Source organism: Novosphingobium sp. BL-S-24 (assembly GCF_055521575.1).
The window spans coordinates 1,096,892-1,122,441 of record NZ_CM145487.1 but is presented as its reverse complement, the minus strand read 5'-3'; the positions used below and the strand labels follow the sequence as shown (position 1 = coordinate 1,122,441).

Genomic DNA, 25,550 nt, shown 5'->3' with positions numbered 1-25,550 from the left:
ACCATTCCAGATGGAGGAGTCCATGGCGCGCGATGAAGCGTCGACCGTGATGATCGTAATCGTCAACTATCGCACCGGCGGCCTTGTCGTCGATTGCCTTCGCAGTCTGGCCACCGAAGTTGCCGCCTATCCATCATCACGAGTCGTGGTGGTGGACAACGCATCGGGTGACGGGTCGGCAGACGTCATCGCCGCCGCTATCGAAGATCACGGCTGGCAGGATTGGGCAAGGCTGCTCCGCTCCCCGACCAACGGAGGGTTTGCGACTGGCAATAACCTTGCCATCAGATCCGCCTTGCACGAAGAAACTCCACCCGACCTGTTCTGGCTGCTCAACCCCGATACTCGTGTGCAGCCGGGAGCATTGGGCGCATTCATCGATTTCTTCGACAGCAATCCGGGGGCAGGCATCGCCGGTTGTCAGTTGTTGCAAGGGGACGAGGCGCCATGGCCCTTTGCCTTTCGCTTTCCGTCGGCTTTGAGCGAACTGGAACGCGGAGCTTGCATCGGCACGGTGACAAAGCTGCTGCGCAATTATCGAGTGCCCATCGAGATGGGTGACATGCCCCGACGAGTGGATTGGGTATCCGGCGCCAGCATGGTCCTCCGCCGGTCGATGCTGGAATCCATCGGCCTAATGGACGAAGGATATTTCCTCTACTTTGAAGAGACAGACCTTTCCCGCAAGGCTGCGCTTAACGGCTGGTCGTGCTGGTACTTGCCGGACGCTGTCGTAATGCATATCGCCGGCCAAAGCACGGGGCTGACCGACAAGCAATCATCCCGCATACCCCGCTACTGGTTCGATTCCCGGCGTCGGTACTTCATCGCCAATCACGGTCAGGCCTACGCGATCATGACCGACCTTTCTTGGCTGGCGGGACATCTGATGTGGCGGACGCTGCGGCCGTTCCGATCCCGACAGGATACCGCCACATCGCATCTGATGCGTGATTTCATCGCCCGGTCCGCCCTGTTCCACGGCCCGCGGGCCCGCTGACATGGCATCCGCATACTGGAACCTGACGAGGCAACCGATCTCCGTGTCTTCCATCGCGCGTCCGGTCATGGCGGATATGCCACTCGAATTATGGCTGCTAGATCTATCGGGACCGCCGCCTGCCGCGCCCTTGGCATGGCTGTCTTTCGAGGAGCAGGCTCGCGCGGCTAGGTTCCACTTCACACGGCACCGCGAACGCTATCAACGCGCGCACATCGGCATGCGGATGGTCCTGGAAAAATACTGTGACATTCGCGCGCCATGGCAAACGTTCGACATCGGGCCTAACGGCAAACCATGTCTGACAGGTGCCCCCGGCCTGCACTTCAGCCTCAGCTATGCCGGCGATCTCGCGCTAATGGCGGTGGACTGCGATGCGCCGGTGGGCGTCGATATCGAATGCGACCGAATGATCCCCGAGGCCGATGATCTCGGTGCGCTGCACTTTCATCCGCTCGAACGACAGGCGCTGGCACGACAGACTATGGCATCCCGGCACGGGCGGGGTTTTCTGCTGGGATGGACCCGCAAGGAAGCCTGTCTGAAAGCCATCGGCTGCGGACTGAGCATGCCCGCTGCCGAGTTCCATTCAGGGTTCAACGGCCGACAATCGGTAATGGTGAGCGGGCAATCGCCGCTGGAAGTCGGCGAATGTCCCCCCATCCCCGGATTCACCGCCGCCTGGGCGCGTGCGGCAGCGCCGGCCTGACGCCGCCGCAAGTGGATTCCACGTCTAGCGTCCGCCCTCACGCAACGGTGCAAGGATGCGGGTGACGAAATCCTGCAACTTGCTCTCCAGCGGATCGTCGTCACGTTTCACTACATCGATCAGATCGGCATCCGTGGCGACGCCCTTTGCCACTAACAGGTTCGTGAGCGTTTCCACTTTCTCGGTCTGCACCCATAGTTCCGACGTGAGGTTCAGCAGAACCGCCGCGAACCGGTCCATGGCCGGGTCTGCGAAAAACCGTGGTTCACCATCGTCACCATACAACGAGGGCGGCGCGTCTTCGGGAATCAATGTCACGCCGGTCGGTCCTCTTTCCATGCGCCGAAGCCGAACCATTGCACTCCATCCGCAAGGCGCCCGGTGGTTTCCCTGTTCACTTCATGATGATCGGCCTGCGCTGCAGTTCTGACCGCATCCTCGCCATAAATGCCGACGCTCGGAACCACGAACTGCAGAAAGTTGTCGGGCTTGAACCCACCGTTTTCACACAGGTCACGCGGCTCTTCATCACGAAAGCCTTTGTAGTATGGCTCCTTGTTATAATAGCAGTCCCAGTCGAGATAAAATCCCTCGAAAGCGCCCATCTGGCTGTTGGGCGGAAGCTCCATGTTCAACAGCAACCCACCTGGCCGCAATAACCTGTGCGCTTCATTGAAAAACGCGGCGCGTGTTTTCTTCGACAGTTCATGAAGGAACATCGACGTAAAAATAAGGTCGAACGAGCCATCCGGATATTCGAGCGCTTCGGCGTTCATCTGCTGGAATTTGACGTCCGCTCCCTGCATCGTGGCCCGTGCAGCGCCGTAGATCAGCCCCGGTGCGGAAACGTCGACCGCATGGACCTGCGCATCGGGATACGTCTTTTTCCATGGCAGCGTGTTGTGGCCGATCGTGCAGCCAACATCCAGAATCGCCTGAGGATTGAAATCGGGAAAGGCATGGCGGATATAGCCCGACATCGACAGCCCGATGTCATCCAGGTTCTGACCCATCAGACCCATGGAAAAAATCGCCAGACCCTGATCGTACACCGCACCGGCTTCGAGTGGATACTCAGGATCGCCGCCATACCCGCCGGGCATCAGATGCACATCGATAGCGGTGACGTTCCGGGGCATATCCATCTCAGGAGAAAGCGATACCGTGCCATTACCATGAGCCTGCGCCGTCGCCTCGATCGCCGCTCGCTCGCGGTGAACCACGGGTTTTACTGCGCTCCACACCATCTTCTGGGCGTGGACGCGGCAAGCGCTGTACACGTTGAACGCGTTGTCCCCGCGCATCGCCATATGCACTTCCGAACTCGACTGTGGCGGGCGTCCGTTAGCTTTCTGAAAGGCGGGGGCGATCCGTTCGTCGTAGGCGGTGCGCATATCGTGAGCCAAATCATTGAGAATGAACCGGCGCAGTGCGGACACGAAACGTCCGCGCGCCACGTCTTCCGGCATCAGGCTAGGTTGCATCGCATGCTGAAGGGCTAGCGCCATTTTCGATCTCCTCTCGATGCACGCGGTACCATCCGCTTGACCGGATCAAATGCATCATCCAGAAACAAGGCTACCAAAGGCCATTCATCCAAAGAAACAAAATTGGCTATATTTTGAATGCATGACATCGAACTAACCCAGCTGCGAAGGTTCATCGCCGTAGTGGACGCTGGCAGCTTCATGGAAGCTGCGCAGCGTCTGAACATCACGCAGCAGGCGCTCAGTGCCTCCATCGCGCGCATGGAGGAAGTCGCGGGCGTCCGCTTCCTGGATCGTAAGCGCGGCGGTCGGTTGAATCTGACGGTTTTTGGCCGCTTGCTGCTTGCCCGTGGCCGCGCGCAAATCATGATGGCCGAGCGGATGCTGGGCGAGATCGAGCTTTTACGCGATGCCCGTGGTGGCAGCGTCACTCTGGGTATCGGCGAAACCATGATGGGTCGCCATGTCGCGACGGCGATCCGCCGCTATCACCGCCAGCAGCCTGACGTTCAGATCCGCCTGATCGAGGGTTACACCGAGATGATGATCGAGAAACTTGTCTCTGGTGAGGTCGATTTCGTCGCCGGTGGCCCCAGCCATGATCCTGCGCATGGCGTCGATCTTGAATATCGTCATCTTTTCGAGATCCGTGATGTGCTTGCCGTCCGCAAAAACCATCCGCTGGCCGGTGCACGCGAATTATCGTTGCGCGATCTGGCCGATTTCACCTGGATGATGCCTGCTTTCAGAGGCGACATCTACGAGGCGATCCAGATCGCCCATATGCGCGCCAAATTGCCCCCGCCCAAGCGGATCATCCGCAGCGATGCCACCGCGGTGGGATCGTGGCTATGCATGGACGACGATTACATCGTCACCGTATCACCCGACATGGTGGCGCCGCTGCTCGAAATGGGCGCGCTGTCCACCCTCGACCTAACGGAGACGACCATCGTCCGCCATGCCTGCTTGATCACGCGACGTGACCATCGGCTGAGCCCTTCCGCGCAGCGCTTGATGGAAGAAATCGTCTTCGAAGCCGAACGTACGTACGGAAAACCGCCGGGTGGCGGTACTCTTACCTTTTCCTGATCCTGCCAACAGGGGGCCACATGATACATTCTTTGATGGGCGCGACCGTCGTCACACCCGACCTTGACGCCGCGCATGCCGCGTACCGTGATTTCCTTGGTTACGACGGAGAGAAGGACACGGTCAGCGCCGAACTGGCAGAGCAATGGGGTGTACCGCAGGCGGTGGGTGCGCGCATGGTCGTCCTGCGCCCGGAAAGCGGCAACCCCCGCTTCATCCGACTGGTCGAAGGAGCGCCCGATCCTGATTTTCGGCCGCTGGAATCGTATGGATGGACTGCGATCGAAATGGTCGTCGAGGACGTGGAAGCGCTGGCGCTCAAACTCGCCGAGAGCCCTTTTCAGATTGTCGGTGCGCCGGCGGTCCTGGAATTCGACTTCACCGACAAGCTGAAGGCGATGCAAGTGGTTGGTCCGGGCGGAGAAATCCTCTATCTCACGGAGATCGGCGGTGAAATCCCGGGATTTGACCTTCCATCCGCTCAATCGTTCGTGGATCATCCGTTCATCATGGTCCTGGCCAGCGCTGATATCGCGTCAACGGGCGAATTCTATGCGCAGCTGGGAAGGCTGTGCGGCCCCGTGCTTACCGCCCCAATCCCATACCTGTCGGCCGCATTGGGAATGCCTCGAAACCACAAACACGCCCTAGCAACAATCGCGATGGATGATCGCAGCCTGGTGGAAGTGGACGCTTTTCCGGCTACCACCCGGGATCGTGCCATGTCATCGATCGGACTGCCATGTGGCATTGCGATGATCACCGTTTCAACGAAGGGCCAAATCAGGACAGCAACGAAACTGCTGAAGGGCCAGGCAGCCGAATGGCTTGAACTGTGCGAGAACCCTTGCAGTTAAAACAACATCTTTTTGTAGGACGTTACAAATAAACTTTGACAGCTTGTATCCACGCTAAGGCAATAACGTTCTGGCGATTCCGACAAAAACAAAGGGGGGTCCGATGAAAACTCGTTTCGATGGGATTTTGCAGACGTCAACAGCGGTATGCCTGGTGCTTTTCGCCAATACCGCTCTGGCACAAGACAACGCTGCCACCCCTGCCGACAGTGCGCCCCAATCCGGCCTCGGGGAAATCGTGGTGACGGCTCAACGCCGCGACCAGAATTTGCAGAACGTGCCGATCGCCATTTCAGCCTTCTCGCAGGCGGACTTGCAAGCAAAGCAAATCCAATCGACGAGTGACATTCCCCGCCTTGTTCCCAACATGGTAGGATCGACCAATGTCGGCATTGGTTCTGCCAATAGCTACTTCATCCGTGGCTTGGGCAATACGGAATCCATCGCTACTTTCGATCCAGCCGTCGGAACTTATGTAGACGACGTTTATATTAGCCGACAGAACGCTAACAACTTCGCATTCTTCGATGTGGACAGGATCGAAACCCTTCGCGGCCCGCAAGGTACGCTGTTCGGTCGGAACACAACGGGCGGCGCCATCAACGTCATTCTGAAAAAGCCGTCCGACACCCTGGGCGGCTACGCGGAAGTCAGCTATGGCAAGTTCGATACATGGCGCGGCCGGGCATCGATCGATCTGCCGATCAGCGAGAAGATCCTCACAAAGTTCTCCGCTTTTGGGGTGCGCTCGGATGGTTATGTTCGCAACCTGACCACTGGCGAACGCAACAACGGGGACAAAAGCTACGGCCTGCGCGCTGCCGTGCGACTGCTACCTACCGACTCCATAACCTGGGATCTGTCAGCAGACTACATCCGCGCCGATCAGGTAAACGTTCCCGCTACGGAGCGCGACGGCAAGCTATACAGCATGACCGGGTTGAGTTCGAAGTCGGCCGGTCTTGCAGGACTGGTCGCGGGTGACAAGGCGAACTACCACCTGCAGAACGTCACCAAAAGCAAGTCATTCAGCTCCAACCTCCAGTTCGAGCTTGGCGAGATGAACCTCTCGCTGATCACCGGTTATCGCGATCTGGATCAGGCGTATCTCAGTGACATCTTCGACGGCAAGTATTCAACCGGTGGGTTCGCTCTTTCCAATCATGGCCGTTTCAAACAGTTCAGCCAGGAAATCAAAGCCAACGGCAAGCTGTTGAATGACAGCCTGGAATATGTCGTCGGCGCGTTCTACATCCACGAAAAGAACCGTACCGACTTCGCCGACGTCTTCACCGTCGATGCCGGTACATTCGGCATTCCGCTGGTGCTTGCAGACCGTGTCCTGAACAACAAGACGTCCGCGCCCGCAGTCTACGCTCAGTTCGACTATCGGCCGACGGACCAACTCACACTAACCGTCGGCGCCCGCTACACCAGCGAGAAAAAGACGGTCGGCGTGACACCCAATGCCAACCCGCTGCTTTTCGGGGTGCCATACGGAACGGCGGACATCATAGCCGCCGGCGTCCCGACAAAGCTGCGCACCAAAGTCTTCACTCCCCGCTTTGCGATCGAATACAAGGTCGATCCAGACCTGATGTTCTTCGCATCCGCCACCCGTGGCTTCCGTTCGGGTGGCTGGAACGCCCGGGCGCTGACGGCGGAAACCTTCCAAGTGTTCGGTGCGGAAAAGGTCTGGTCGTATGAAGGCGGCGTGCGTTCGGAATTGTTCGGCCGCACACTTCGACTTAACGCAACCGGCTTCTACACTTCGGTAAAGGGCTTCCAGGTTCCGCTCGGTTTCATCGACAGTACCGGGGCAATCAACTTCGTCACCCAGAACGGCTCCGATTTCCGCAACTACGGTCTTGAAGCCGAAGCCGTTCTGGCCCCGGCGAAAGGCTTGTCACTCTTCGCGAATCTGGGCCTGCAGCGTGCCAAGTACCTTAATCCCGATGCCACCATCCAAGCCCAGCAGGCAGCGTGTCGCGCGGGTACTGCCGCCAGCTGCGGACAAGGTATCGTCGCACCGGACGGCAGCCTTGCCCCACCGCAGCGCACGCCGAAACTCAGCCTGGCCTTTGGCGGCAGCTACAACATCGATCTTGGCGACTTCACGGTGACGCCCTCGGCCAATGCGACGTACCAATCGCGCAACATCGTCGGCACCGCCGGAGTCCCCGGGGATTACGTGGATGGTGAATGGGTGGCCAACGCAAGCCTGTTCCTGCGCCCTGCCAGCGAGGGCTGGAAGCTGGGTGTCGAATGCGCCAACTGCTTCAATAATTTGTTCGTCGCCAGCAATTTCCCTCCGGGTTTCAAGTTCTACAACATGCCAATGACGTGGAGAGTGACGGCCGGCGTCAACTTCTGATCCGCAGCAGCCAACGCTCGAGCGCTTGGCACTTGTGCAACGGTGGCAAAGTCTGCCGCACTGATCGCGTTTCAACGGCTCGCGCATGAACGGTGCGCGGGCCGACGCGGCGTATGATTACAGGAAGAATGATCATGACCTATCGCTTGGGAGTGGACGTTGGAGGGACGTTCACGGATTTGTTGTTGTTCAATCAGGTGACGGGAGAGTTTTGGCGGAACAAGACGCCGTCGACGCCGCATGACAGTTCGGAGGGGATTCTGAACGGGGTGACGGCGATCTGCGACAAGGCGGGTGTGAGCCCTTCGGATGTCGAGTTCTTTCTGCACGGGACGACGGTTGCGACCAACGCGGTGCTGGAAGGCAAGGGCGCGCGGGTCGGGTTGATCACGACCGACGGCTATCGCCAGGTGATGCAGATCGCGCGTTCGTTCGTGCCCGGTGGCCTCGCGGGCTGGATCGTGTGGCCCAAGCCCGAGCCGCTGGCGGCGCTGGAAGACACCTTCGAGGTCAAGGGCCGCATGGACGCGCGCGGCAACGAGATCGCCCCGATCGACGAGGCCGAGGTGCGCGCCGCGCTGGAAGCGCTCAAGGCATCGGGCGTCGAGGCGCTGACCGTCAGCCTGATCAACGCCTATCTCAACGGCGCGCACGAAGCGCGCATCGCCGAGCTCGCCGCCGAGATCATGCCCGACGTGCCGATCTCGCTCAGCCACCTCGTCCTGCCCGAGATGCAGGAATACGAACGCACCCTGACCACCGTCGCCAATGCCGCGGTGCGCCCGGTCGTGGGCAAGTACGTGCGCAACCTGCGCGCCTCGCTGCGCGGTGCGGGCATGGCCGGATCGCTCTCGCTGCTGCGCTCGGACGGCGGCCTGATGTCGTCCGAGAAGTCGGAAGAGCATCCCGTCTCGCTGCTGATGTCGGGTCCCGCTGGCGGCGTCACCGGCGCCATCTGGGTCGGCCGCAACGCGGGCATCCGTAACATCCTGACGCTGGACGTGGGCGGCACCTCCACCGACGTCGCGCTGATCGAGGATCTGGAAGCGCGCCGCCAGCGCACCACCGAAGTCGGCCACCTCTCGGTCCGCGCCTCGGCGCTCGACGTCAAGACCGTGGGCGCGGGCGGCGGCTCGATCGCCTATGTTCCCGAACTGACCAAAGCTCTTCGTGTGGGCCCGCAGTCGGCCGGCGCGGTGCCCGGCCCTGTCGCCTACGGCAAGGGCGGCACCCTGCCCACCGTGACCGATGCCAACGTGGTGCTCGGCTACCTGCCCGAGAACCTGCTGGGCGGAACCTTCAAGCTCGATCGCGAAGGCGCCAAGAAATCGGTCCAGACGATCGCCGATGCGCTGGGCATCGGCCTCATGGAAGCGGCCCGCGGCATCATCGACATCGTCAACGAGAACATGTTCGGCGCGCTGCGCATGATCTCGGTCCAGCAGGGCTACGATCCGCGCGACTTCGCGGTGATGGGCTTTGGCGGCGCCGGGCCGCTCCACGTCAACGCGGTCGCCAGGCTGATGGGCTCCTGGCCTGCCGTCTCCCCCGTCTCGCCGGGCGTGCTGTGCGCGCTGGGCGATGCCACCACCCGCATGCGCACCGAGACGGCCCGCTCGTTCTCGCAGCGCGTGGCCGAGACCAGCGAGGCGGACGTGCTCGCCCTCCTCGACGAGATGGCCGCGCAGACCCGCGCCGAACTCGCCGCCGAAGGCATTGCCGATGCCGACATCACCAGCCAGTTCGAACTCGATGTGCGCTATGAAGGCCAGGCCTTCGAAGTGCCGCTCGCGATCGATCCGGCAACGCTCAAGGCCGATGGCCTGGCCGGCGTCACCGCCCGCTTCGATGCCGAGCACCTGCGCCTGTTCACCTTCAACATGGACAGCGCCCACGAACTGGTGAACCTGCGCGCCGTCGCCATGGGGCCTGCCCTCGAACTGCCCAGCGCCCCGCTGGAGCAGGGCGATGGCGATCCCTCGCGCGCCAAGGTGCGCGACCACGAGCTGTGGTTCGACGGCGCGATGGCGCCCGCTGCCATCTACGACCGCGCGTTGCTGCGCGCCGGCGATGTCATCAAGGGCCCGGCGATCGTCACCGAGATGGACTCCACCACCCTCATCGAAGGCGACTGCTTGGGCACCGTCGACCATGTCGGCAACATCCTGATCAACCTGGCCTGAGCGAGAGGAACGAACCAATGTCTGCACGTATCATCCAGGCCAACCAAACCCCCTTCCAGACCGTCGCCGTCGATCCGGTGACGCTCGACATCATCGAGAACGCGCTGCGCAACGCGCGCATCGAGATGGACGCCACGCTGGTGCGCACCGCGATGTCGCCCGGCATCCGCGAACAGGGCGACGCCTTCCCGCTCATCGCCGACCATAACGGCAAGATGATCGTCGGCCAGTTCGGCTCGTACATCGGCCCGTTCCTCGACGGCTTCGACGGCACCGTGGAAGACGGCGACCTGATCTTCCTGTCCGACCCCTACTCGGTCGGCGGCGCGATCAGCCACTGCAACGACTGGCTGGTGCTGCTGCCGGTGTTCAAGAGCGGCCGCCTGATCGCCTATACCTCGATGTTCGGCCACCAGAGCGACATCGGCGGCATGGTGCCGGGATCGATGCCGATCCACGCCACCGAGATCTTCCAGGAAGGCGTGCGCATCCCGCCCGTCAAGATCTGGAAGAAGGGCGAATACAACGAGGACCTGATCAAGCTGGTCATGCACCAGTCGCGCACCCCTGACTGGTGCAAGGCCGACCTCAACGCGCTCATCGCCTCGTGCCGCGTCGCCGCGCACCGCGTGGTGGAAATGGCCACCCGCTTTGGCGACGACGTGTTCGTCTCGGCCACCGACATGCTGCTGGAGCGCAACCACCGCGCCATGAAGCACCTCATCGAAACCTCGATCGGCGAGGAGAAGGTGAGCTTCGAGGACTACATCTGCGATGACGGCATGGGCTATGGCCCCTACCGCATCAAGTGCACCATGTGGCGCGAGAACGGCCCCAACGGCACCCGCGTCGTACTCGACTTCGACGGCACCGATCCGCAGTCCAAGGCATCGATCAACATGTTCCTCAACGAGAACATGATGCGCATGTTCTTCGGCATCTACATGATCATGATCTTCGATCCGCAGATCCTGTTCAACGATGGCTACTACGACCTGATCGACGTGCGCATCCCGGAAGGCTCGCTGCTCAAGCCGAAGTTCCCCGCCGCGCTGTCGGGCCGCACCCACGTGCTGGGCCGCCTGTTCGATATCCTGGGCGGCCTGCTCGGCCAGAAGACGCCCGAGTTCCTCAACGCCGCCGGCTTCTCGTCCAGCCCGCACCTGTTCTATGCCGGCCACGACAAGGCGGGCAAATGGTTCCAGCTGTTCCAGATCGGCTTTGGCGGCATCCCCGGCCGGCCGCTGGGCGACGGGCCGGACGGCCACTCGCTGTTCCCCGGCTTCACCAACGTGCCCAACGAGTTCCTCGAACGCTACTTCCCGCTCGAGATCGTGCGCTATGAAACGGTGGCCGATTCCGGCGGCGCGGGCCTGCACCGCGGCGGCAACGGCATCAACATGGTCTACCGCTTCCTGGAACCCGGCGTCATCGCCATCCACGACGACCGCTGGTTCGTGCCGCCCTGGGGCGTCAACGGCGGCCTTCCCGGCAAGCGCGCCCGCAAGATCCTCACCAAGGCGGACGGAACCCAAATCGTCGTCGGCAACAAGCTGGAGGACTATCCCGTCGAAGCCGGCGACGAACTGCAGTTCATCACCTGGGGCGGTGGTGGCTGGGGCGACCCGCTCGAGCGCGATCCCGCCCTCCTCGTCAAGGAACTGAAGCAGGGCCTGGTCACCGAGCAGGGCGCCCGCGACTACGGCGTCGTCCTCGTCAACGGCCAGGTCGATGCCGCCACCCAAACCCTGCGCACCAAACTGCGCAGCGAACGCGGCGACACCACCGTCTTCAACTTCGGACCCGACATCGAAACCCTGCGCCAGAACTGCCTCGAAGAAACAGGCCTCCCCGCACCCAAAGCACCCCAATGGACCACACCACTCGCCATAGCCGCCGAGTAAACACGACAACCGCTAATCCGCACCCTGCGTCAGACTGGCATACCAGTCTGCGTAGGGGCCGGTATGGGCCATATGGCGGTTCAGGTCTGGCGCGCCATCGTTCCACCAGACCGGTCCACGCTCGCCAAGATCGCGCTTGGCTTTGTCGATCTGATCACGGGCGGCCAGTCTCGCGTCGTCGTCTCGCGCCTTTCGAGCATGGCCCAAAGCACTTCGGGCGCGCATCAAGTCGGCCACAAGCCCTTCCCGCCGCTTGGCTGGAAGCGCCGGATCTGACATCCGCCATAGCCGGCCACGCACGACGAAGTATCGCCCATCGGGCGTAATGGGATATGCGGCAGAGCCGGCTGTCTGTTTGTCCTTAGTCATATCACACAAAGATCAAGGCGAGGTGCGCCGTGGCTCACTTGGCAGGCTACTCCGCGACGGGGCGGAATACGTTACTTTGCCTCGGCTGAGGCGACGGAAATAACGTGCATGGTCAACGGTGGGCTGCCATCGGCGATCTGAAGCAGACGATCGATGTTCGGATGTGCCCCGGGGCGCTGACGAGCGTCTGCCGTGTGTTCAGCGAAGACATCCAGGCCATGCCGGGCCGCCGAGGCGTCCAGACTGTCGAAATGCTGGCCCAGATACTGGTAAACGGCCAACGAGCCTTGCTTGCCCGGTTGGTTTTCGATGCTGGCCAAAAGCTGGCCGTTGTCATCCATCAGTTCGATGCGGGCGACACCATCCACGGACGGCAATTTCGCAAGGTTGTCTTTGAAGGTCGCGTTTGCGTCAACGTTTGCTAGCACAGTGCATGTTCCATCCAGTTGAAGTGCGGCTCATACACACTCGACCGAGATCCTCCATAGGGCATTATCCATGGAATTACGCGCCAGCAGGCCGGAGCCCTTCGAATGCGGGACCGGACGGAGCTTGTTCTCCCCTCGAGTACGTTCCCACTAAGAGTCCAGCCGACAGGACCCTGCCTTCGATCGCTTTCAAAAATTCCGTTCGACCCGGATTGGCACTGAGTTCGGGCGTTTCAGACAGGGCGAATAGCTGGAAGACATAGTCGTGGGCGCCATGACCGGTCGGCGGATCAGGCGGCAGCCAACCCTCGGCGAAATAGCTGTTGCGGCCCACGTCGCGGCCGTCCTCTCCGCCACGGCCATCGGCCGCGATGGCTCCTTCGGGAAGGCCAGCGGCATCGGGCGGCAGGTTCCAGACGAGAGCATGAACCAGCGGATTGGGTGCGGGCGCATCAGGGTCTTCAACCAGCAAGGCCAAGCTTGCGGTTCCGGGCGGCAAGGCACCCCAGACCAGGGGCGGGGAAACGCCTTCCCCATCCGCCGTGAACCTGACCGGCAGACGCTGACCGTCGGCGAATGCCGGACTGGACAACGGTATCAGATCCTGACCGATATCTTCGCGGCCGATCGCCAACTTCGCATGACCGGCGCGTACGTTTTTAAGAAGGCCGCCAAGCCAGGCCGGCACATGTTCAAGCATATGGTCATCCTGCTGATAATGACCAACAACTCTCAGACCGCCCGTCCGGCTCCCGCCCCGTCTATCTGCGTGCGATCAGAACGGAATGTCGTCGTCCAGATCGTCGCCGAAGCCGCCGGATGAACCCGACGAACCGCCCGAACGACCCCAATCGCCGCCGCCAGACGATGCTCCGCCGGAAGACCCACCGGAACGGCCCCAGTCGTCCCCACCGGAACGCCCGCCGCCGGATGAGCCACCCTCATTGAAACCGCCGCCGCGCTGGCCGCCACCGCCGCCTCCGCCCTGCGCGCCGTCGAGCATGGTCAATACGCCGCCGATACCACCCACGGATACCTCGGTGGTGTACCGGTCATTGCCGTTCTGGTCCTGCCACTTGCGCGTGCGCAGCTGACCTTCGATGTAGACTTTCGAACCCTTGCGCAGGAACCGCTCGGCGACCCCGACCAGACCGTCGGACTGGAGCACGACGGAGTGCCACTCGGTCCGCTCCTTTTTCTCGCCGGTGGCGCGATCTTTCCAGCTTTCGGAGGTCGCGATGCGCAGATTGGCGATGCGCCCACCGTTCTGGAACGACTTGACCTCTGGATCGGCACCCAGGTTGCCGACGATGATCACCTTATTGACGCTGCCTGCCATTGTGGGAATCGCTTTCGTATCTCAAATAGACGGCAACGGTAGCGCAGGCAGTGCGATGGAGGCCAGCCTTGGCCCCGTCTTTTTAACAACCGCGATGCAAAGCCCGGCCATCCACCGCTACAACCCCGCGCTCACCGCTGCCCAATAAGTGGCTCCCGCCGCTATGTACGCCAGGCCGAAAAGGTAGACGAGCATGAACGTCGGCCATTTCCATCCGTTCGTTTCCCTGCGGGTCACGGCGATCGTGGACATGCATTGCGGAGCAAAGACGAACCAGGCGAGGAACGCCAGCGCCATCGGCAAAGTCCAGCTGGCTTTCAGCTGATCACCCAGCTCGCGCGCCTCTTGATCCTCGTTGTCTCCTGCGTCCACGGCATACGTCGTCGCCAGTGAGGATACCGCCACCTCGCGCGCGGCCATGGCCGGGATAAGGGCCAACGCCATGTCGCGATTGAAGCCGATCGGCTCGACCACGACCGCCAGTCCATTGGCGATCTTACCGGCGATCGAAGCATCGACCTGGCTTTCACCGGGGGCCGCCTTCGGAAAGTTGAGCAGGATCCACAGGACGACCGTCACCATGAAGATGATCGTGCCGGCCCGACGCAGGAAGATCCACGCGCGTTGCCACAGGCCGATGGCCATGTCCTTCAGCCGGGGCATCTGATATTTCGGCAGCTCCATGATGAAGCCGGACGCCGCGCCCTTTGTCACCGACATGCGCAGGATCAGCGCCACCACGATCGCCCCGATGATCCCCGCGAGGAAGAGGGCAAAGAGGACAACGCCCTGAAGGCCGATTCCCAGCCCGATCGCACGGTTGGGGATGAAGGCGCCGATGATCACCGTATAGACCGGCAGCCGTGCGGAGCACGTCATCATCGGCGCGATCAGGATCGTGGTCAGCCGGTCCTTGGGGTCGGTGATCGACCGGGTGGCCATGATGCCGGGGATCGCACACGCAAAACTGGAGAGCAGTGGAATGAAGCTGCGCCCGGACAGTCCGACCAACGCCATCAGGCGATCCATCAGGAACGCGGCCCGGGCCATGTATCCCGACGCCTCCAGCGCAAGAATGAAGGCAAAGAGGATTACGATCTGCGGCAGGAACACCAGCACGGAGCCGACGCCCGCGATTACACCCTCGGTCAACAGATCCCGCAGCAGGCTTGCCGGCAAGGTAGCCTGCACGCCATCATGAAGCGCGCCGATGCCTGCCTCGATGCCATCCTGGAACGGCGCGGCCCATGCGAACACCGCCTGGAACACGACGAACAGGATCGCCAGCATGATCGCAAAGCCCAGCCACGGATGCAGCAGCATCTGGTCCAGACTGGCGTGCATCCGCCGTTGCTTGGATTCCGACAGTATCGCCGCGTTGGCCATCGCATGCGCCGCCACGCGTCGCTCGGTCGGTCCAATGTCGGTCAGCCCCGGGCCTGCGAAGCGCTCTCCGGCAGAAGCGATCGCTTCGCCCAGTTCCGAAAGGCCGCGGCGGCGGACCGCCACCGTCGGGATGACCGGGACGCCCAGTTCCTCGGCCAGCACCGCAGGATCGAGCACCAGTCCGTCGCGTTCGGCCAGGTCAACCATATTAAGCGCGACGACCGTCGGCTTGCCCAAAGCCAGCACTTCCTGCGCAAAGACGAGGTGCTGTTCCAGGTTCGATGCGTCGAGCACCAGCACGAGGACGTCAGGAATGGCTTCTCCGGTGAAATCCCCTCGGATGACCTTGGACGTCACTTCCTCATCCGGGCTGGTTGCGTGCAGGCCGTACGCGCCGGGCAGATCGGTCATCTCTACCGGTTCACCAGTGGGAAGCACGAAGCGTCCCGACTTTCTCTCAACCGTCACCCCGGGATAGTTGGCGATCTTCTGGCGCGCGCCGGTGAGCGCGTTGAACAGCGCGCTCTTGCCCGCGTTGGGATTGCCGACCAAAGCAACTTTGCGTTGACGGCTCATGCGGAAAGTCCCTCAAGCGCTTCGACCTGCATGGCGGCGGCGTGAACCCGCCGGACCGCGACCGTCATCCGGCCAACGGTGACGGCAATAGGATCGCGCCACATCAGGATGCCGCGATGGGCTACGCTCACCCTGGCGCCCTCTTCAAGTCCGAGCGCGCGCAAACGCTGCGCCTCTTCATCGACAAGAGCGGACCAGTCCACGGCAACGATACGTGCGCCCTGGCCAATAGGAAGCAGGTCTAAAGTCATGCGAATCCGCTGCCAGATAACAGACCCAGATGCAACTGGCTCGCAATAACTACAGGCCGTTATCGGCGCGCACGAAAGGATTCGTTACAATGTGGCGGTTGGTTCGCCCAACTCAACCGATCAGCGCGCTGGATAACGGATACGCCCCATCAGTCGCGACAGGCTGAAACGCTCGTCCGGTGTGCGGAGAAGCTGAGCCTTGGCTTTCTCAAAGCGCATGATTCCCTCGATCCTTCGGTCTAGAAACGCGCGAGTGTCTGCCTTGCCTTCACTCTGGTCCCGAGCAAAGACCTGCAAGGTCGCCGCATAGATCGCGCCAAGGATCGCGCGCTTCGTGTAGTGATTGTAATCGGTCGCGGTATCCCCCGCCATGCGCCACATGGCATCGGCACTGTGCCAACCCAGCCGCGTGGTGGCCGCCAGGTTCTGCGGCATCGCCATGATCGACAGCGCGCGATTGAGCGCCTCTTCGCGACCGGCTACCGCTTCCAGCCGTGCCCAAACGAGACGACGGATGCGCTCCCGGATCGGCAGGTTGGACAGTACCCCGCCAACAGCCTCGCCCATCTCCTGATCGACATGGGCGATCCACGCGGCGATCATCGCCATTGCGCCATCGCGAAAGGCATAGTCGGCGAGCGATGGATCGACGCCCGTCACCAAGGCTGCCTGGCGAACCGCCTCTGTGGACCAGCCATCGAATACTGCGGCGTCGGCAATGGCGGGCGCCAGCCGTACGCGCAGTTCATCAAGGGAAGCGGCTTCGTCCGTCATGCGAATGTCCTCAGAACGTGGGGCCATAGACCGGCTTGGCAGACTTGATGGCGCCCTTCTTTGTGTTGGCTTCGATGACGGCCAGCAGGTTCTGTCCCCCGCCCTCGATCTTGGCGTAATCGCGAGCCGTCCTGCCGGAATTGTCGGCGCGATCGGGGTTGGCCCCGGCTTCCAGCAGCGCCTTCATCATCTGCGCGTCCTTGCGGTGAACAGCGAAGATGAGCGGTGTTTCGCCCGCATCATTCGGGGTGTCCGGTGTCGCTCCCACGGCAAGCAACTGCGCCGCTCCTTCGCGCCAGCCGAGATTCACGGCTAATTCCAGCGCGGTGCGCCCGCGATCATCCGCCGCGTTTACGTTGGCGCCCTTCGCAGCGAGGAAGGTCAACCAGGTGATGTCCCGGCGAGCGGTGACGATGTGCAGCGCGGTTTCACCAGTCGTCACATCTTTCGAGTTGACGATCTGGGAGGACTTCATGAGCGCCTGCTCAACCTTCTCGCCTTCCTTTTTCTTGACCGCTTCAAGAAACTTGTAGCCGTCCGAGAAATCGGCATAAGCGGGGCTTGCAAGCAACAAACTGACGGCAAAAGCGGGGATCGTCAGTTTCCAGATCGCATTTACGATGCCCGTTGCCCGATGCGCCATTGTGCCACCGACCGAGATTTTCGACACTACCAATCCTTTCAAAGCACAGGTCTTTTGCGCGGCCCCGCCATCCGCGCCTTGCATGCCAGCGCTTAGCAGGTCATGAACCGGCGCGCTATGACCTACCTGCTTCGCCGTCCCGCTCACCTTCTGGCTTCACTCCTTCTTGGCCTGGCACTGATGCTGCCGTTGGCCGCCTGCCAGCAATCGGCGAAGGAAGCGCCGCCGTTGGAAGGCGCGGCCATCGGCGGCCCGTTCACGCTGGTGGACAAGGCGGGCAAGACCGTAACCTGGGATCAGTTCAAGGGTCGCTGGCGGATCGTCTATTTCGGGTATACATTCTGCCCGGATGCCTGCCCGCTGGATGTGCAATCGCTGATGAAGGGATTTGCCAAGTTCGAAAGTGACGATGCCGCCGCTGCCGCCAAAGTGCAGCCGATCTTCATTTCGATCGACCCGGCCCGCGATACGCCGCAGATCGTCGGCGAATGGACTGCCGCTTTCGGTCCGCGCCTGCTTGGCCTGACCGGCACACCCCAGCAGGTTGAACAGGCATCCAAGGCGTTCGCGTCCTACTACAAGAAGGGTGAGGACACCCCCGGCGGCTATCTGATGGATCATAGCCGCATCGCGTATCTGATGGACCCGGACGGAAAACCGATTTCCATGCTCCCGATAGACAAGGGGCCTGATGCCGTTGCCGCCGAACTCGCCAAGTGGGTGAAGTGACCCCGACCAGACCCAAACCGTTTTGGGAGCGCCCGCTCGACCAGCTGAACCGGGAAGAGTGGGAAGCGCTATGTGACGGATGCGGCCAGTGCTGCCTTCACAAGGTTGAGGACGAGGACACCGGCGAAATCTACCACACCAACGTCGCCTGCAAGCTGCTCAATCTCAAGACTGCGCAGTGTTCCGACTACGCCAATCGCCGCAAGTTTGTGCCTGACTGCATGAAGCTCACGCCAGAGACGGCCGGTCGCCTGTCATGGCTGCCACCCAGCTGCGCCTATCGGTTGCGGGCTGACGGCGACCCTCTGCCCGAATGGCACTACCTGGTGTGCGGCGATCGCGATGCGGTTCATCGCGCCGGGATCTCCATCGCCGGGAAAGTGATTTCCGAAACCGTGGCCGGGCCACTCGAAAACCACATTGTGTGGCCATACGGCGATGATGACGATTTCGAAGACGACGAGGATGGATCGGGCAAGCCCTGGGACGTACTTCCGCCGGAACGGAAAGGCTGACCGCCGTGCTCGACTGGTTGCGGCGTGATCCCAAGGAAGAGCCAGTGGTTGAGATCGCCGGCCGACACCTGCCCGTCGTGATCAGGCGGCTCGAGCGGGCAAGGCGGATGACGATGCGTCTAGCGCCAGACGGCAGCGAAGTGCGGATTTCGATCCCGCGCTGGACACGCACCGCAGAAGCGCTGGCCTTTGCACAAAGCCGCCGCGACTGGCTTGCCCGTCAGGTCAATGCGCTGCCGGCAGGCGCGCCCATCGGAGACGGCGCTACCCTGCATTTTCGCGGCGAGCCGCTCGAAATCCTGCACGATCCGCTGGCCCCGCGCCGTCCTGGCGTGGAAGCCGGTGCGCTGCGTCTCGGAGGACCCATCGATTCGCTCAGCCCCCGCCTGCTGCGCTGGTTGCAGGGTGAAGCGCGAGAACTGCTCACCGCCGACCTCAGCGAATATTGTGAGCGGGCGGAGCAGCCTTGCCCGACGCTTGGCCTGTCCAGCGCGCAACGGCGATGGGGTTCATGCGCGCACGACGGGTCGATACGCATCAACTGGCGCTTGGTGATGGCGCCGGACATGGTCCGCCGGTCAGTGGTCGCACATGAGGTCGCACACCTTCTTCACTTCGATCATTCACCGGCGTTCCATCATTGCCTCAAGACAATCTTCGAAGGATCGATCCACGAGGCCAATCGCTGGCTGAAAGCCAATGGCCGGACGCTCTATGTACCCTTTGGGTAGCGCTAGGTGCCGTTAAGGACTAAATAGGTGCCATGTCGATGTTCAAGCGTTCAGGTTACTGGAAAGACGTCAGCCCGACCGGAATGGTCGCGGATTTCAAGCAGGTATGGAAAGAGGCCGGGTCCAACCGCTGGCGCATCGCCGCGATTTCGGCCGCCTGCACGTTCGGCGTCTTTTACCTGATGAGCACGCAGGAAGGCAGCGCCCCTCACCCGCCGCCGAAGATCACGTACATCTCGGTTCTCAAGCAGCATCGCACCGATGCGCAGATCATGGAAGAAAACCTTGCCAATCAAGCCAATAAAGAGGCTTGGGCGCGCGAGCAGGCGCGGCGCGACAAGGATGTGCGCGAAATGTACAAGACCATCGGTCGCATGTCCGGGATGGACGTCGACAAGATCGCCCGCGAAGCCGACGCGGAAGACGCTGCGCGTGAAAAGGCTGAACGCGAAAAGATTGAGGCTACCCTGCGCCGCTCCGGCGTCGCCAACCCCAGGCTTGCCCCGGACCCCGCCGAGCAGTGAGCGACCTGATGCAGGACCGGCGGTGGCTGGCGGCGGCGGCCTCGGTCGCCTCCCGCGCCCATCCTCTCAGCCGACCCAATCCCGGCGTTGGCGCGATCATCGTAAAGCACGATCGCGTCGTATCTCGCGGATGGACCCAGCCCGGTGGACGCCCTCATGCTGAGGCGGTTGCGCTCGCCGCAGCCGGTGATGGTGCGCGGGGGGCGACGATGTACGTTACGCTGGAACCATGCGCGCATCAGTCCGAACGGGGGCCAGCGTGTGCAGACCTTACAGCGGCGTCCGGCCTTTCCCGTGTAGTTATAGGTTGCGCCGACCCCGACCCGCGCACCGCAGGAAAGGGCATAGATCGCATACGCTCAGCCGGGATCGAGGCTGAATTGCTCGCCTCTGCTCCCTGTACTCGCAGCCTATCAAGCTATTTGCTGCGCAAGCACCTTGGTCGCCCCGAAGTCACGCTGAAGCTGGCGATGTCGCTGGACGGATGCATTGCTTTAGGCAACGGCGACAGCCAGTGGATCACGGGTGCCGAAGCCCGCGCCCATACCCACGCCATGCGCGCAAAGGCCGACGCGATCCTCGTCGGCGGCGGCACGTTGCGGGCAGACGCCCCACGCCTCGATGTGCGCCTGCCCGGGCTGGAAATGCGCAGCGCGCAGCGTTGGGTGCTTACGCGCGGTGCGGCGCCCGAGGGCTGGAATGCGCTGTCGACACCGGAGCAAATCGCCGGGATGGACGGCGTATCATCCCTATTCATCGAAGGGGGCGCAAGTGCGGCTAGCGCGTTCTTGCGCGCTGGGCTGGTTGACCGACTGCTCATCTATCGTGCACCAATCCTGCTGGGTGGTCGGCCCGGACTTGGCGATTTCGGCCTAGAAGCACTTGCCGGAGCGCACGGAAAATGGCGCATGACTGAACGTCGGAAGCTTGGCAGCGACACGCTGGAAGTCTACGACGCCTGCGATTTTACAGAGAGCTAAGACCATGTTCACCGGAATCGTCACCGCCGTCGGCACTATTAAGGAAGCGCACCAGACCGGCGACCTGCGTGCCGTCATAACGTGCCCTTTCGATCCGGCAGGCATTGCGATGGGCGCTTCTATCGCGTGTTCGGGCGTATGCCTGACGGTGGTGGACAAGGGTGGTGTCGAAGGAGACGCCTGGTTCGCAGTAGATATCTCAGCTGAGTCCATCGCTTGCACCGTGCCTGGACGGTGGGAAGAGGGGCGCGCACTCAACCTCGAAGGAGCCCTCAAGCTGGGTGATGAACTGGGCGGGCACATCGTCACCGGCCACGTCGATGGGGTAGGCAAAATTGTCAGCATCGACCCGGTGGGCGATTCGCACCGTTTCGTCATCGCCGCGCCGCACGAACTGGCGCCTTACCTTGCACCCAAGGGGTCAATCACGGTCGACGGCATTTCCCTGACTGTGAACGACGTCACCGACCAGACCGATGGGACCTGCCATTTCACGCTTAACATCATCCCGCATACCGCCGACGTCACGACCATCGGTGCGATGAAGGCGGGAGACGGGGTCAACCTGGAGATCGACGTTCTGGCGCGCTATCTCCAGCGCATGCAATCGCTTCGCAACTGAACGCCGATCTGGCTACCCTCATTCGCGATCGAGGTATTTGACCTCAAGGAATCTGCCCCGCGTTGCGAGAGCGTCGATGTCGTTACGAGAAAGGTCCTCGCTCATCGCGTCGATCTGGTCGGCAATGACTGACAGGCCATCAACGAGCTGATCGGATGGCGTGGTTCCTCCCGCGCCCGCCTTACCGCGAAGCGAAGCTGGGATACGGGTGTAGCTGTTCACCATTTCCGGCAAATGCTCGGTCAGCAGCTTGCGCACTTCCCGCGCCGCTGGGCCTCGCTCGTCGAGCACCGCCAATTGCGGAGCGATCTGTTCAAGGCGGACACCGATCAGGTCGACGGTATCGACTGCCGCGTTTGGCAAGGCACGCCGCTTACCTTCCAGCCAAAGCTCAGTCGAACCAGCGAGTTCCGGCAGGCTCGCCGTACCAAGGTCTTCGACATGGGTGCGCGGTGTGGCGGGATAGATGGAAAGCACCACGAACACCGCCGCGCCCAACAGAAGTGTCAGCAACGTCGCGGTGAATGATATCCCGCCAAGCGCGAGAGCCGCCACCAGGCCAGCGATGTAAATTGCGGCCAGCGCCAGAAACGCACGGCGCAGGCGGCGCATCCGAAAGCGCCATTGCTCCTTGCGCGCGTTATAGATGCGGACAGAGCGCTGGCGACGCGCAGCCCTGACGAGTTCCTTCGATACGCGCGACGACGCAGCTTTCGCAGGGGGCGGGGCCATCGCGGGTTAGTCCAACGCCTCCAGCAGAGACTTCGCCGCAGCGCCATCCCCCGCCACAAGCCCTTCCGACTGCCCTTGAGCACGGGCGATGTATGCTTTGGACTTGCCCACTTCGCCCTCCAGCGCGGTGACCGTCTGCTTCATGGAATCAAGCGCCTTCATCTTGAATGTGTCGATCGAGTCCATCGTATCGTAGATGTTCTGGAACGCACGGCTAAGCGTTTCCAATGGGATAGTGGAGTTGGATGCCTGCTCGTGAATGCGGGCCGTGTTATCCTTCAGCATCTGCCCGGTCGCATCGATGATGCTGGCGGTGGTGGTGTTCAGCGCGGTGATCTGTTCCAGGACCAGCTTCTGGTTCGCCATGGCCTGGGCCACGGTCACCGCCGTCCGCAACGCGCCGACTGTCGTCGTAGAAGCGCGATCGACGCCCTTCACCAGTTCGACGTTGTTCTTCTTCACCAGATCAAGCGCAAGGTACCCCTGCACCGACACGGCGAGCTGGGTCAGCAGATCCTGCGTCCGCTGACGGACGTAGAATAGGGCAGACTCGCGAAGAGCCTTGGCCTTTGCGGGATCGGTGTGATCCAGATCGGCCGCCTTCTCCTCCAATGCTTCATCCAGAGCGCGAGACATGTAGATCATCTGCTCAAGCTTGCCGAGCGCTGCCCACAGGTTCTGCCGTTCCACATCGATGGCGGCGTTGTCCATCAGCAGCTCGTCCTTGCCTCCTTGCAGGCGGGCAAGAATTGCGCTGATGTGGCTTTGCGCGCTGGTATAGCTGTCGAAGTAATTGCGCAGCTTGTTGCCGAACGGGATGACGCCAAACAGCTTGCGCGGCGCCATCAGGTTACCTTTGCGCGACGGGTCCAGCTCTTCAACAGTGCGACGCAATTCGGCCAGATCGGCGCCAACCCCCTCGTCCTTGCCCATCGCCCGCACCGGGCGATCGAGAAAGCGGTTGGAATGGCCAGCAGCTTCGCTGATTTCGCGACGACCCATGTTGGTAATCTGGTCCACTCGCCTTCCAAATTCCGGCGAAGCAGCATCCTGCGACACGAGATCGTTGACGAACTCCTCCACCCGAATCTGAAGCTTTGACTTCTGCTCATCGCCCACCGGGACCAATCCTGCCGCGCGTTCCGGCTGAACGGCCGGAACCGGATCGGGCGGCGTAAGCTTGAGGTCGCCCGGCTGAGTGGCGAGAGTGTCAGTGGCTGTCGTCGCCATCGTAATACCTATTCCTCGTCAAAACCCGGTAAAGTGCGGAATTTATGTGCGGGCCGCGCAGACTACAAGGAAAACCGCTCAGTCCTTCGGTTCATTCCTCGACCAACGACGCATCCGGATCGATCATCGACATGCAATCATCGCGCGCGATGACGCCAAGGGTGAGTCCCGCCGCACGCGCCCGGCGCACCGCAAGATCGGTCGGCGCGGAGATCGTGATGAGCATCGAACAACCGGCCCGGACGGTTTTCTCGACCAGTTCGTAGGAGCACCGCGACGTCATGGCGATGAAGCCCGCTCCGGGATCCACCTCTCCGCGCGCCATCGCGCCTATCAACTTGTCGAGAGCATTGTGGCGGCCGACATCCTCACGCACGAACCGCATTTCGCCCTGGGTATCGCAGAAGGCAGCCGCGTGCGTAGCTCTTGTCCGCCGACCGAGCACCTGGGCCTGTCGCATGGCGTCCAGCCCCTTTTTGACCGCTGCGGGCGAGATCGCGGTGCGGGTCGGCAGGCGAGGTAGTGGGCGCAGGGCCGCGTCGATCCCCTCGATCCCGCAGATACCGCAGGAACTGTCTCCCACTCGCCGCCGCGCCCGCTCCACGATCGGGCCAAGGCGTTCGATCGGAAGATTGACCCGAGCGACATACCCCGCGCCCCATTCGTGATGATCGCTCTCACAAACAACGATGTCGGTGATTTCGTGGGCATCCGCCAGCCCTTCGGACAGCAGGAAGCCGGTTACGAAATCCTCTATCTGCAGGGGCGTAGCCATCATGACGGCATAGGCGATGCCATTGGTTTCGATGGCGATGGGAGCCTCGGCAGCGATCGAGAGGGCTGCCGGAATTCGCGGCCCATCAGCATAATCGCTCCGCATGATGCCGATGGAAGAACTTCCTTCGATGTCATCGGGGATGGGCTTCATCGTATTTCCTGGTGGCGACTGTGAACCGGTTGGGTAGCGAGGAACACGCCGTGCGCATAGGCCGCTGACCTGCGGCATCAATTTTCACGATCAAGCGTTTTGCCGCTGGGAATTCTTAGCCGACCTCCTAGCGTGTGATTAAAAACACACGTTAATCCGCCGTTCGGGTGTTGCGGTAGAGAAAGGAACCTGATCGCGAATGATTTTTCAGGAGTACGGCAAATGAAAAAAGCCATTATCGCACTCACCGCACTGGTGATGACCGGCACCGCTATTCCCATGACTTCGGCACTGGCCGACCCGCCGCCTTGGGCGCGCGCACGTGGCCAGGATCGTGATCGAGACTGGCGCGGTGATCGCTGGGATCGACGGGACGATCGTCGAGGGTACCGCAACGACCGCGTTTACGATTCTCGAGGCCGCTATCTCCAACCGCGTCGGATTGATCGAAATTCCCGCGTCTGGCGGGGAAACGACGGTCGATATTATTGCCGCCGGGATAACGGTACGACCGGGTTGATTATCGGCGCAGGTGTCGGTGCGTTGGCAGGCCACCAAATCGCTGGACGCGGGGACCGGACTATAGGGGCCATCCTAGGCGGCGTTCTCGGCGGCGCGCTGGGGCGCGAAATCGACAGAGGTGATATCCAGTGCCGCTGAAAGTAGCGATTTGACGTAATTCTAACGCGCAAACACCTATTTTCAGCAACCATTCTTCAATTCGTCGCTTCAGTGCGTCGCCTCATCACACAAATGCACATACAACAATCCGTTCATCTGAGGTTGTGGATCAATGAACGAAAAGCGGCGTTACCAGATCATCACATCACTTTTCACGAGGGCAAACACAATGCGTAAAGTCATTCTAGCCGCCACCATGATGGCTCTTTCGGTCCCGGCAGTGATGTCGGTCAGCGCTCCAGCCGAAGCCCGCGATCACCGTCGTTATCACCGTACCGACGATGGCGTGCGCTACTGGCGCGGCAACGATGGTCGCTACCGCTGCAAGCGGTCGAACGGCACGACCGGCCTGCTTGTTGGCGGTGTTGCCGGTGCCCTCGCAGGCCGCGCCATTGATACCCGCGGTGATCGCACGGTAGGTACGCTGCTTGGCGCTGCAGGCGGTGCAGTTCTGGGCCGCGAAATCGATCGTGGCGGCTCACGCTCGCGCTGCCGTTAATCGATAG

The 25,550-nt window shown here is 61.8% G+C and carries 28 protein-coding genes; 15 read left to right on the top strand and 13 right to left on the bottom strand.

The window, feature by feature from the left end:
- Window positions 1-22 precede the first annotated feature (22 nt).
- Both ACZ1JM_RS05015 and ACZ1JM_RS05010 read left to right on the top strand, forming a co-directional pair.
- Window positions 23-1,000 carry a glycosyltransferase family 2 protein gene (locus ACZ1JM_RS05015; protein WP_465132023.1) on the top strand — a complete coding sequence of 326 codons (978 nt, stop codon included), beginning with the start codon at window positions 23-25 and terminating at the stop codon, window positions 998-1,000.
- 1 nt (window position 1,001) lies between these two features.
- Window positions 1,002-1,709, top strand: a complete 708-nt coding sequence (locus tag ACZ1JM_RS05010) for a 4'-phosphopantetheinyl transferase family protein (protein ID WP_465132022.1) — start codon at window positions 1,002-1,004, stop codon at window positions 1,707-1,709.
- Window positions 1,710-1,733: 24 nt separating this feature from the next.
- Here ACZ1JM_RS05010 and ACZ1JM_RS05005 read toward each other — a convergent pair whose 3' ends face one another.
- Both ACZ1JM_RS05005 and ACZ1JM_RS05000 read right to left on the bottom strand, forming a co-directional pair.
- Window positions 1,734-2,027 carry a hypothetical protein gene (locus tag ACZ1JM_RS05005; RefSeq protein ID WP_465132021.1) on the bottom strand — a complete coding sequence of 98 codons (294 nt, stop codon included), beginning with the start codon at window positions 2,025-2,027 and terminating at the stop codon, window positions 1,734-1,736.
- Window positions 2,024-3,217, bottom strand: a complete 1,194-nt coding sequence (locus tag ACZ1JM_RS05000; RefSeq protein ID WP_465132020.1) for a class I SAM-dependent methyltransferase — start codon at window positions 3,215-3,217, stop codon at window positions 2,024-2,026. The genes ACZ1JM_RS05005 and ACZ1JM_RS05000 overlap by 4 nt, the downstream gene beginning before the upstream one ends.
- Before the next feature lie 117 nt (window positions 3,218-3,334).
- Between ACZ1JM_RS05000 and ACZ1JM_RS04995 the strand changes: the two genes are divergently transcribed.
- From ACZ1JM_RS04995 to ACZ1JM_RS04975, 5 genes are all read left to right on the top strand, one after another.
- Window positions 3,335-4,288, top strand: a complete 954-nt coding sequence (locus ACZ1JM_RS04995; RefSeq protein ID WP_465132019.1) for a LysR family transcriptional regulator — start codon at window positions 3,335-3,337, stop codon at window positions 4,286-4,288.
- A gap of 20 nt (window positions 4,289-4,308) precedes the next feature.
- Window positions 4,309-5,145, top strand: a complete 837-nt coding sequence (locus ACZ1JM_RS04990; protein ID WP_465132018.1) for a hypothetical protein — start codon at window positions 4,309-4,311, stop codon at window positions 5,143-5,145.
- Between the two features lie 103 nt (window positions 5,146-5,248).
- A complete protein-coding gene (locus ACZ1JM_RS04985; RefSeq protein WP_465132017.1) occupies window positions 5,249-7,519 on the top strand; it encodes a TonB-dependent receptor in 2,271 nt (756 codons plus the stop codon).
- A 134-nt stretch (window positions 7,520-7,653) separates the two neighbouring features.
- Entirely contained in the window at window positions 7,654-9,702 is a 2,049-nt protein-coding gene (locus ACZ1JM_RS04980; RefSeq protein WP_465132016.1) for a hydantoinase/oxoprolinase family protein, read from the top strand.
- A gap of 17 nt (window positions 9,703-9,719) precedes the next feature.
- Window positions 9,720-11,606: a hydantoinase B/oxoprolinase family protein gene (locus ACZ1JM_RS04975; RefSeq protein WP_465132015.1), complete on the top strand. Its 1,887-nt coding sequence runs from the start codon at window positions 9,720-9,722 to the stop codon at window positions 11,604-11,606.
- A gap of 12 nt (window positions 11,607-11,618) precedes the next feature.
- Here ACZ1JM_RS04975 and ACZ1JM_RS04970 read toward each other — a convergent pair whose 3' ends face one another.
- From ACZ1JM_RS04970 to ACZ1JM_RS04935, 8 genes are all read right to left on the bottom strand, one after another.
- Window positions 11,619-11,975, bottom strand: a complete 357-nt coding sequence (locus tag ACZ1JM_RS04970) for a hypothetical protein (RefSeq protein WP_465132014.1) — start codon at window positions 11,973-11,975, stop codon at window positions 11,619-11,621.
- Window positions 11,976-12,046: 71 nt separating this feature from the next.
- Complete coding sequence (locus ACZ1JM_RS04965; protein WP_465132013.1) at window positions 12,047-12,403, bottom strand: DUF2322 family protein; 357 nt, start codon at window positions 12,401-12,403, stop codon at window positions 12,047-12,049.
- Between the two features lie 76 nt (window positions 12,404-12,479).
- The gene (locus ACZ1JM_RS04960) at window positions 12,480-13,103 is read right to left on the bottom strand and encodes a YbhB/YbcL family Raf kinase inhibitor-like protein (protein WP_465132012.1); all 624 of its coding nucleotides are present in this window, start codon (window positions 13,101-13,103) and stop codon (window positions 12,480-12,482) included.
- Between the two features lie 75 nt (window positions 13,104-13,178).
- A complete protein-coding gene (gene ssb / locus ACZ1JM_RS04955) occupies window positions 13,179-13,742 on the bottom strand; it encodes a single-stranded DNA-binding protein (protein ID WP_465132011.1) in 564 nt (187 codons plus the stop codon).
- A 117-nt stretch (window positions 13,743-13,859) separates the two neighbouring features.
- The gene (feoB, locus tag ACZ1JM_RS04950) at window positions 13,860-15,704 is read right to left on the bottom strand and encodes a ferrous iron transporter B (protein WP_465132010.1); all 1,845 of its coding nucleotides are present in this window, start codon (window positions 15,702-15,704) and stop codon (window positions 13,860-13,862) included.
- On the bottom strand, window positions 15,701-15,955 hold the full coding sequence (locus ACZ1JM_RS04945; protein ID WP_465132009.1) for a FeoA family protein: 255 nt from the start codon (window positions 15,953-15,955) through the stop codon (window positions 15,701-15,703). The genes feoB and ACZ1JM_RS04945 overlap by 4 nt, the downstream gene beginning before the upstream one ends.
- A 120-nt stretch (window positions 15,956-16,075) precedes the next feature.
- On the bottom strand, window positions 16,076-16,729 hold the full coding sequence (locus ACZ1JM_RS04940) for a COQ9 family protein (protein WP_465132008.1): 654 nt from the start codon (window positions 16,727-16,729) through the stop codon (window positions 16,076-16,078).
- 10 nt (window positions 16,730-16,739) lie between these two features.
- Window positions 16,740-17,372 carry an ankyrin repeat domain-containing protein gene (locus ACZ1JM_RS04935; protein ID WP_465132587.1) on the bottom strand — a complete coding sequence of 211 codons (633 nt, stop codon included), beginning with the start codon at window positions 17,370-17,372 and terminating at the stop codon, window positions 16,740-16,742.
- A gap of 102 nt (window positions 17,373-17,474) precedes the next feature.
- On the opposite strand from ACZ1JM_RS04935, the gene ACZ1JM_RS04930 reads away from it, so the two are divergent.
- The 6 genes from ACZ1JM_RS04930 to ACZ1JM_RS04905 are packed head-to-tail and all read left to right on the top strand — an operon-like array spanning window position 17,475 to window position 21,473.
- On the top strand, window positions 17,475-18,101 hold the full coding sequence (locus ACZ1JM_RS04930; protein WP_465132007.1) for an SCO family protein: 627 nt from the start codon (window positions 17,475-17,477) through the stop codon (window positions 18,099-18,101).
- On the top strand, window positions 18,089-18,616 hold the full coding sequence (locus ACZ1JM_RS04925) for a YcgN family cysteine cluster protein (RefSeq protein WP_465132006.1): 528 nt from the start codon (window positions 18,089-18,091) through the stop codon (window positions 18,614-18,616). The genes ACZ1JM_RS04930 and ACZ1JM_RS04925 overlap by 13 nt, the downstream gene beginning before the upstream one ends.
- Before the next feature lie 5 nt (window positions 18,617-18,621).
- Window positions 18,622-19,347 (top strand): M48 family metallopeptidase, encoded by a 726-nt coding sequence (locus tag ACZ1JM_RS04920; RefSeq protein WP_465132005.1) that lies wholly within the window; start codon window positions 18,622-18,624, stop codon window positions 19,345-19,347.
- A 38-nt stretch (window positions 19,348-19,385) separates the two neighbouring features.
- Window positions 19,386-19,871 carry a hypothetical protein gene (locus ACZ1JM_RS04915; RefSeq protein ID WP_465132004.1) on the top strand — a complete coding sequence of 162 codons (486 nt, stop codon included), beginning with the start codon at window positions 19,386-19,388 and terminating at the stop codon, window positions 19,869-19,871.
- Between the two features lie 8 nt (window positions 19,872-19,879).
- Window positions 19,880-20,851 carry a bifunctional diaminohydroxyphosphoribosylaminopyrimidine deaminase/5-amino-6-(5-phosphoribosylamino)uracil reductase RibD gene (gene ribD, locus ACZ1JM_RS04910; protein WP_465132586.1) on the top strand — a complete coding sequence of 324 codons (972 nt, stop codon included), beginning with the start codon at window positions 19,880-19,882 and terminating at the stop codon, window positions 20,849-20,851.
- 4 nt (window positions 20,852-20,855) lie between these two features.
- Window positions 20,856-21,473, top strand: coding sequence for a riboflavin synthase (locus tag ACZ1JM_RS04905; protein ID WP_465132003.1), 618 nt, complete (start codon window positions 20,856-20,858; stop codon window positions 21,471-21,473).
- A gap of 18 nt (window positions 21,474-21,491) precedes the next feature.
- On the opposite strand, the gene ACZ1JM_RS04900 is transcribed toward ACZ1JM_RS04905, so the two are convergent.
- From ACZ1JM_RS04900 to fdhD, 3 genes are all read right to left on the bottom strand, one after another.
- Window positions 21,492-22,205 carry a hypothetical protein gene (locus tag ACZ1JM_RS04900; protein WP_465132002.1) on the bottom strand — a complete coding sequence of 238 codons (714 nt, stop codon included), beginning with the start codon at window positions 22,203-22,205 and terminating at the stop codon, window positions 21,492-21,494.
- Between the two features lie 6 nt (window positions 22,206-22,211).
- Window positions 22,212-23,435, bottom strand: a complete 1,224-nt coding sequence (locus tag ACZ1JM_RS04895; protein WP_465132001.1) for a toxic anion resistance protein — start codon at window positions 23,433-23,435, stop codon at window positions 22,212-22,214.
- A gap of 91 nt (window positions 23,436-23,526) precedes the next feature.
- The gene (gene fdhD, locus ACZ1JM_RS04890) at window positions 23,527-24,363 is read right to left on the bottom strand and encodes a formate dehydrogenase accessory sulfurtransferase FdhD (RefSeq protein ID WP_465132000.1); all 837 of its coding nucleotides are present in this window, start codon (window positions 24,361-24,363) and stop codon (window positions 23,527-23,529) included.
- Window positions 24,364-24,585: 222 nt separating this feature from the next.
- Between fdhD and ACZ1JM_RS04885 the strand changes: the two genes are divergently transcribed.
- Both ACZ1JM_RS04885 and ACZ1JM_RS04880 read left to right on the top strand, forming a co-directional pair.
- Complete coding sequence (locus tag ACZ1JM_RS04885) at window positions 24,586-25,023, top strand: glycine zipper 2TM domain-containing protein (RefSeq protein WP_465131999.1); 438 nt, start codon at window positions 24,586-24,588, stop codon at window positions 25,021-25,023.
- A 190-nt stretch (window positions 25,024-25,213) separates the two neighbouring features.
- Window positions 25,214-25,543 (top strand): glycine zipper 2TM domain-containing protein, encoded by a 330-nt coding sequence (locus tag ACZ1JM_RS04880; RefSeq protein ID WP_465131998.1) that lies wholly within the window; start codon window positions 25,214-25,216, stop codon window positions 25,541-25,543.
- The last annotated feature ends 7 nt before the right edge of the window (window positions 25,544-25,550 follow it).

What these genes read in the sequence shown, in the direction of transcription:
- ACZ1JM_RS05015 (WP_465132023.1), top strand. Translation starts at nt 23, where the DNA reads ATGGCGCGCGATGAAGCGTCGACCGTGATGATCGTAATCGTCAACTAT.
- ACZ1JM_RS05010 (WP_465132022.1), top strand. Translation starts at nt 1,002, where the DNA reads ATGGCATCCGCATACTGGAACCTGACGAGGCAACCGATCTCCGTGTCT.
- ACZ1JM_RS05000 (WP_465132020.1), bottom strand. Translation starts at nt 3,217, where the DNA reads ATGGCGCTAGCCCTTCAGCATGCGATGCAACCTAGCCTGATGCCGGAA.
- ACZ1JM_RS04995 (WP_465132019.1), top strand. Translation starts at nt 3,335, where the DNA reads ATGCATGACATCGAACTAACCCAGCTGCGAAGGTTCATCGCCGTAGTG.
- ACZ1JM_RS04990 (WP_465132018.1), top strand. Translation starts at nt 4,309, where the DNA reads ATGATACATTCTTTGATGGGCGCGACCGTCGTCACACCCGACCTTGAC.
- ACZ1JM_RS04985 (WP_465132017.1), top strand. Translation starts at nt 5,249, where the DNA reads ATGAAAACTCGTTTCGATGGGATTTTGCAGACGTCAACAGCGGTATGC.
- ACZ1JM_RS04980 (WP_465132016.1), top strand. Translation starts at nt 7,654, where the DNA reads ATGACCTATCGCTTGGGAGTGGACGTTGGAGGGACGTTCACGGATTTG.
- ACZ1JM_RS04975 (WP_465132015.1), top strand. Translation starts at nt 9,720, where the DNA reads ATGTCTGCACGTATCATCCAGGCCAACCAAACCCCCTTCCAGACCGTC.
- ACZ1JM_RS04970 (WP_465132014.1), bottom strand. Translation starts at nt 11,975, where the DNA reads ATGACTAAGGACAAACAGACAGCCGGCTCTGCCGCATATCCCATTACG.
- ACZ1JM_RS04960 (WP_465132012.1), bottom strand. Translation starts at nt 13,103, where the DNA reads ATGCTTGAACATGTGCCGGCCTGGCTTGGCGGCCTTCTTAAAAACGTA.
- ssb (WP_465132011.1), bottom strand. Translation starts at nt 13,742, where the DNA reads ATGGCAGGCAGCGTCAATAAGGTGATCATCGTCGGCAACCTGGGTGCC.
- feoB (WP_465132010.1), bottom strand. Translation starts at nt 15,704, where the DNA reads ATGAGCCGTCAACGCAAAGTTGCTTTGGTCGGCAATCCCAACGCGGGC.
- ACZ1JM_RS04945 (WP_465132009.1), bottom strand. Translation starts at nt 15,955, where the DNA reads ATGACTTTAGACCTGCTTCCTATTGGCCAGGGCGCACGTATCGTTGCC.
- ACZ1JM_RS04940 (WP_465132008.1), bottom strand. Translation starts at nt 16,729, where the DNA reads ATGACGGACGAAGCCGCTTCCCTTGATGAACTGCGCGTACGGCTGGCG.
- ACZ1JM_RS04935 (WP_465132587.1), bottom strand. Translation starts at nt 17,372, where the DNA reads ATGGCGCATCGGGCAACGGGCATCGTAAATGCGATCTGGAAACTGACG.
- ACZ1JM_RS04930 (WP_465132007.1), top strand. Translation starts at nt 17,475, where the DNA reads ATGAACCGGCGCGCTATGACCTACCTGCTTCGCCGTCCCGCTCACCTT.
- ACZ1JM_RS04915 (WP_465132004.1), top strand. Translation starts at nt 19,386, where the DNA reads ATGTTCAAGCGTTCAGGTTACTGGAAAGACGTCAGCCCGACCGGAATG.
- ribD (WP_465132586.1), top strand. Translation starts at nt 19,880, where the DNA reads ATGCAGGACCGGCGGTGGCTGGCGGCGGCGGCCTCGGTCGCCTCCCGC.
- ACZ1JM_RS04905 (WP_465132003.1), top strand. Translation starts at nt 20,856, where the DNA reads ATGTTCACCGGAATCGTCACCGCCGTCGGCACTATTAAGGAAGCGCAC.
- ACZ1JM_RS04900 (WP_465132002.1), bottom strand. Translation starts at nt 22,205, where the DNA reads ATGGCCCCGCCCCCTGCGAAAGCTGCGTCGTCGCGCGTATCGAAGGAA.
- ACZ1JM_RS04895 (WP_465132001.1), bottom strand. Translation starts at nt 23,435, where the DNA reads ATGGCGACGACAGCCACTGACACTCTCGCCACTCAGCCGGGCGACCTC.
- fdhD (WP_465132000.1), bottom strand. Translation starts at nt 24,363, where the DNA reads ATGAAGCCCATCCCCGATGACATCGAAGGAAGTTCTTCCATCGGCATC.
- ACZ1JM_RS04885 (WP_465131999.1), top strand. Translation starts at nt 24,586, where the DNA reads ATGAAAAAAGCCATTATCGCACTCACCGCACTGGTGATGACCGGCACC.
- ACZ1JM_RS04880 (WP_465131998.1), top strand. Translation starts at nt 25,214, where the DNA reads ATGCGTAAAGTCATTCTAGCCGCCACCATGATGGCTCTTTCGGTCCCG.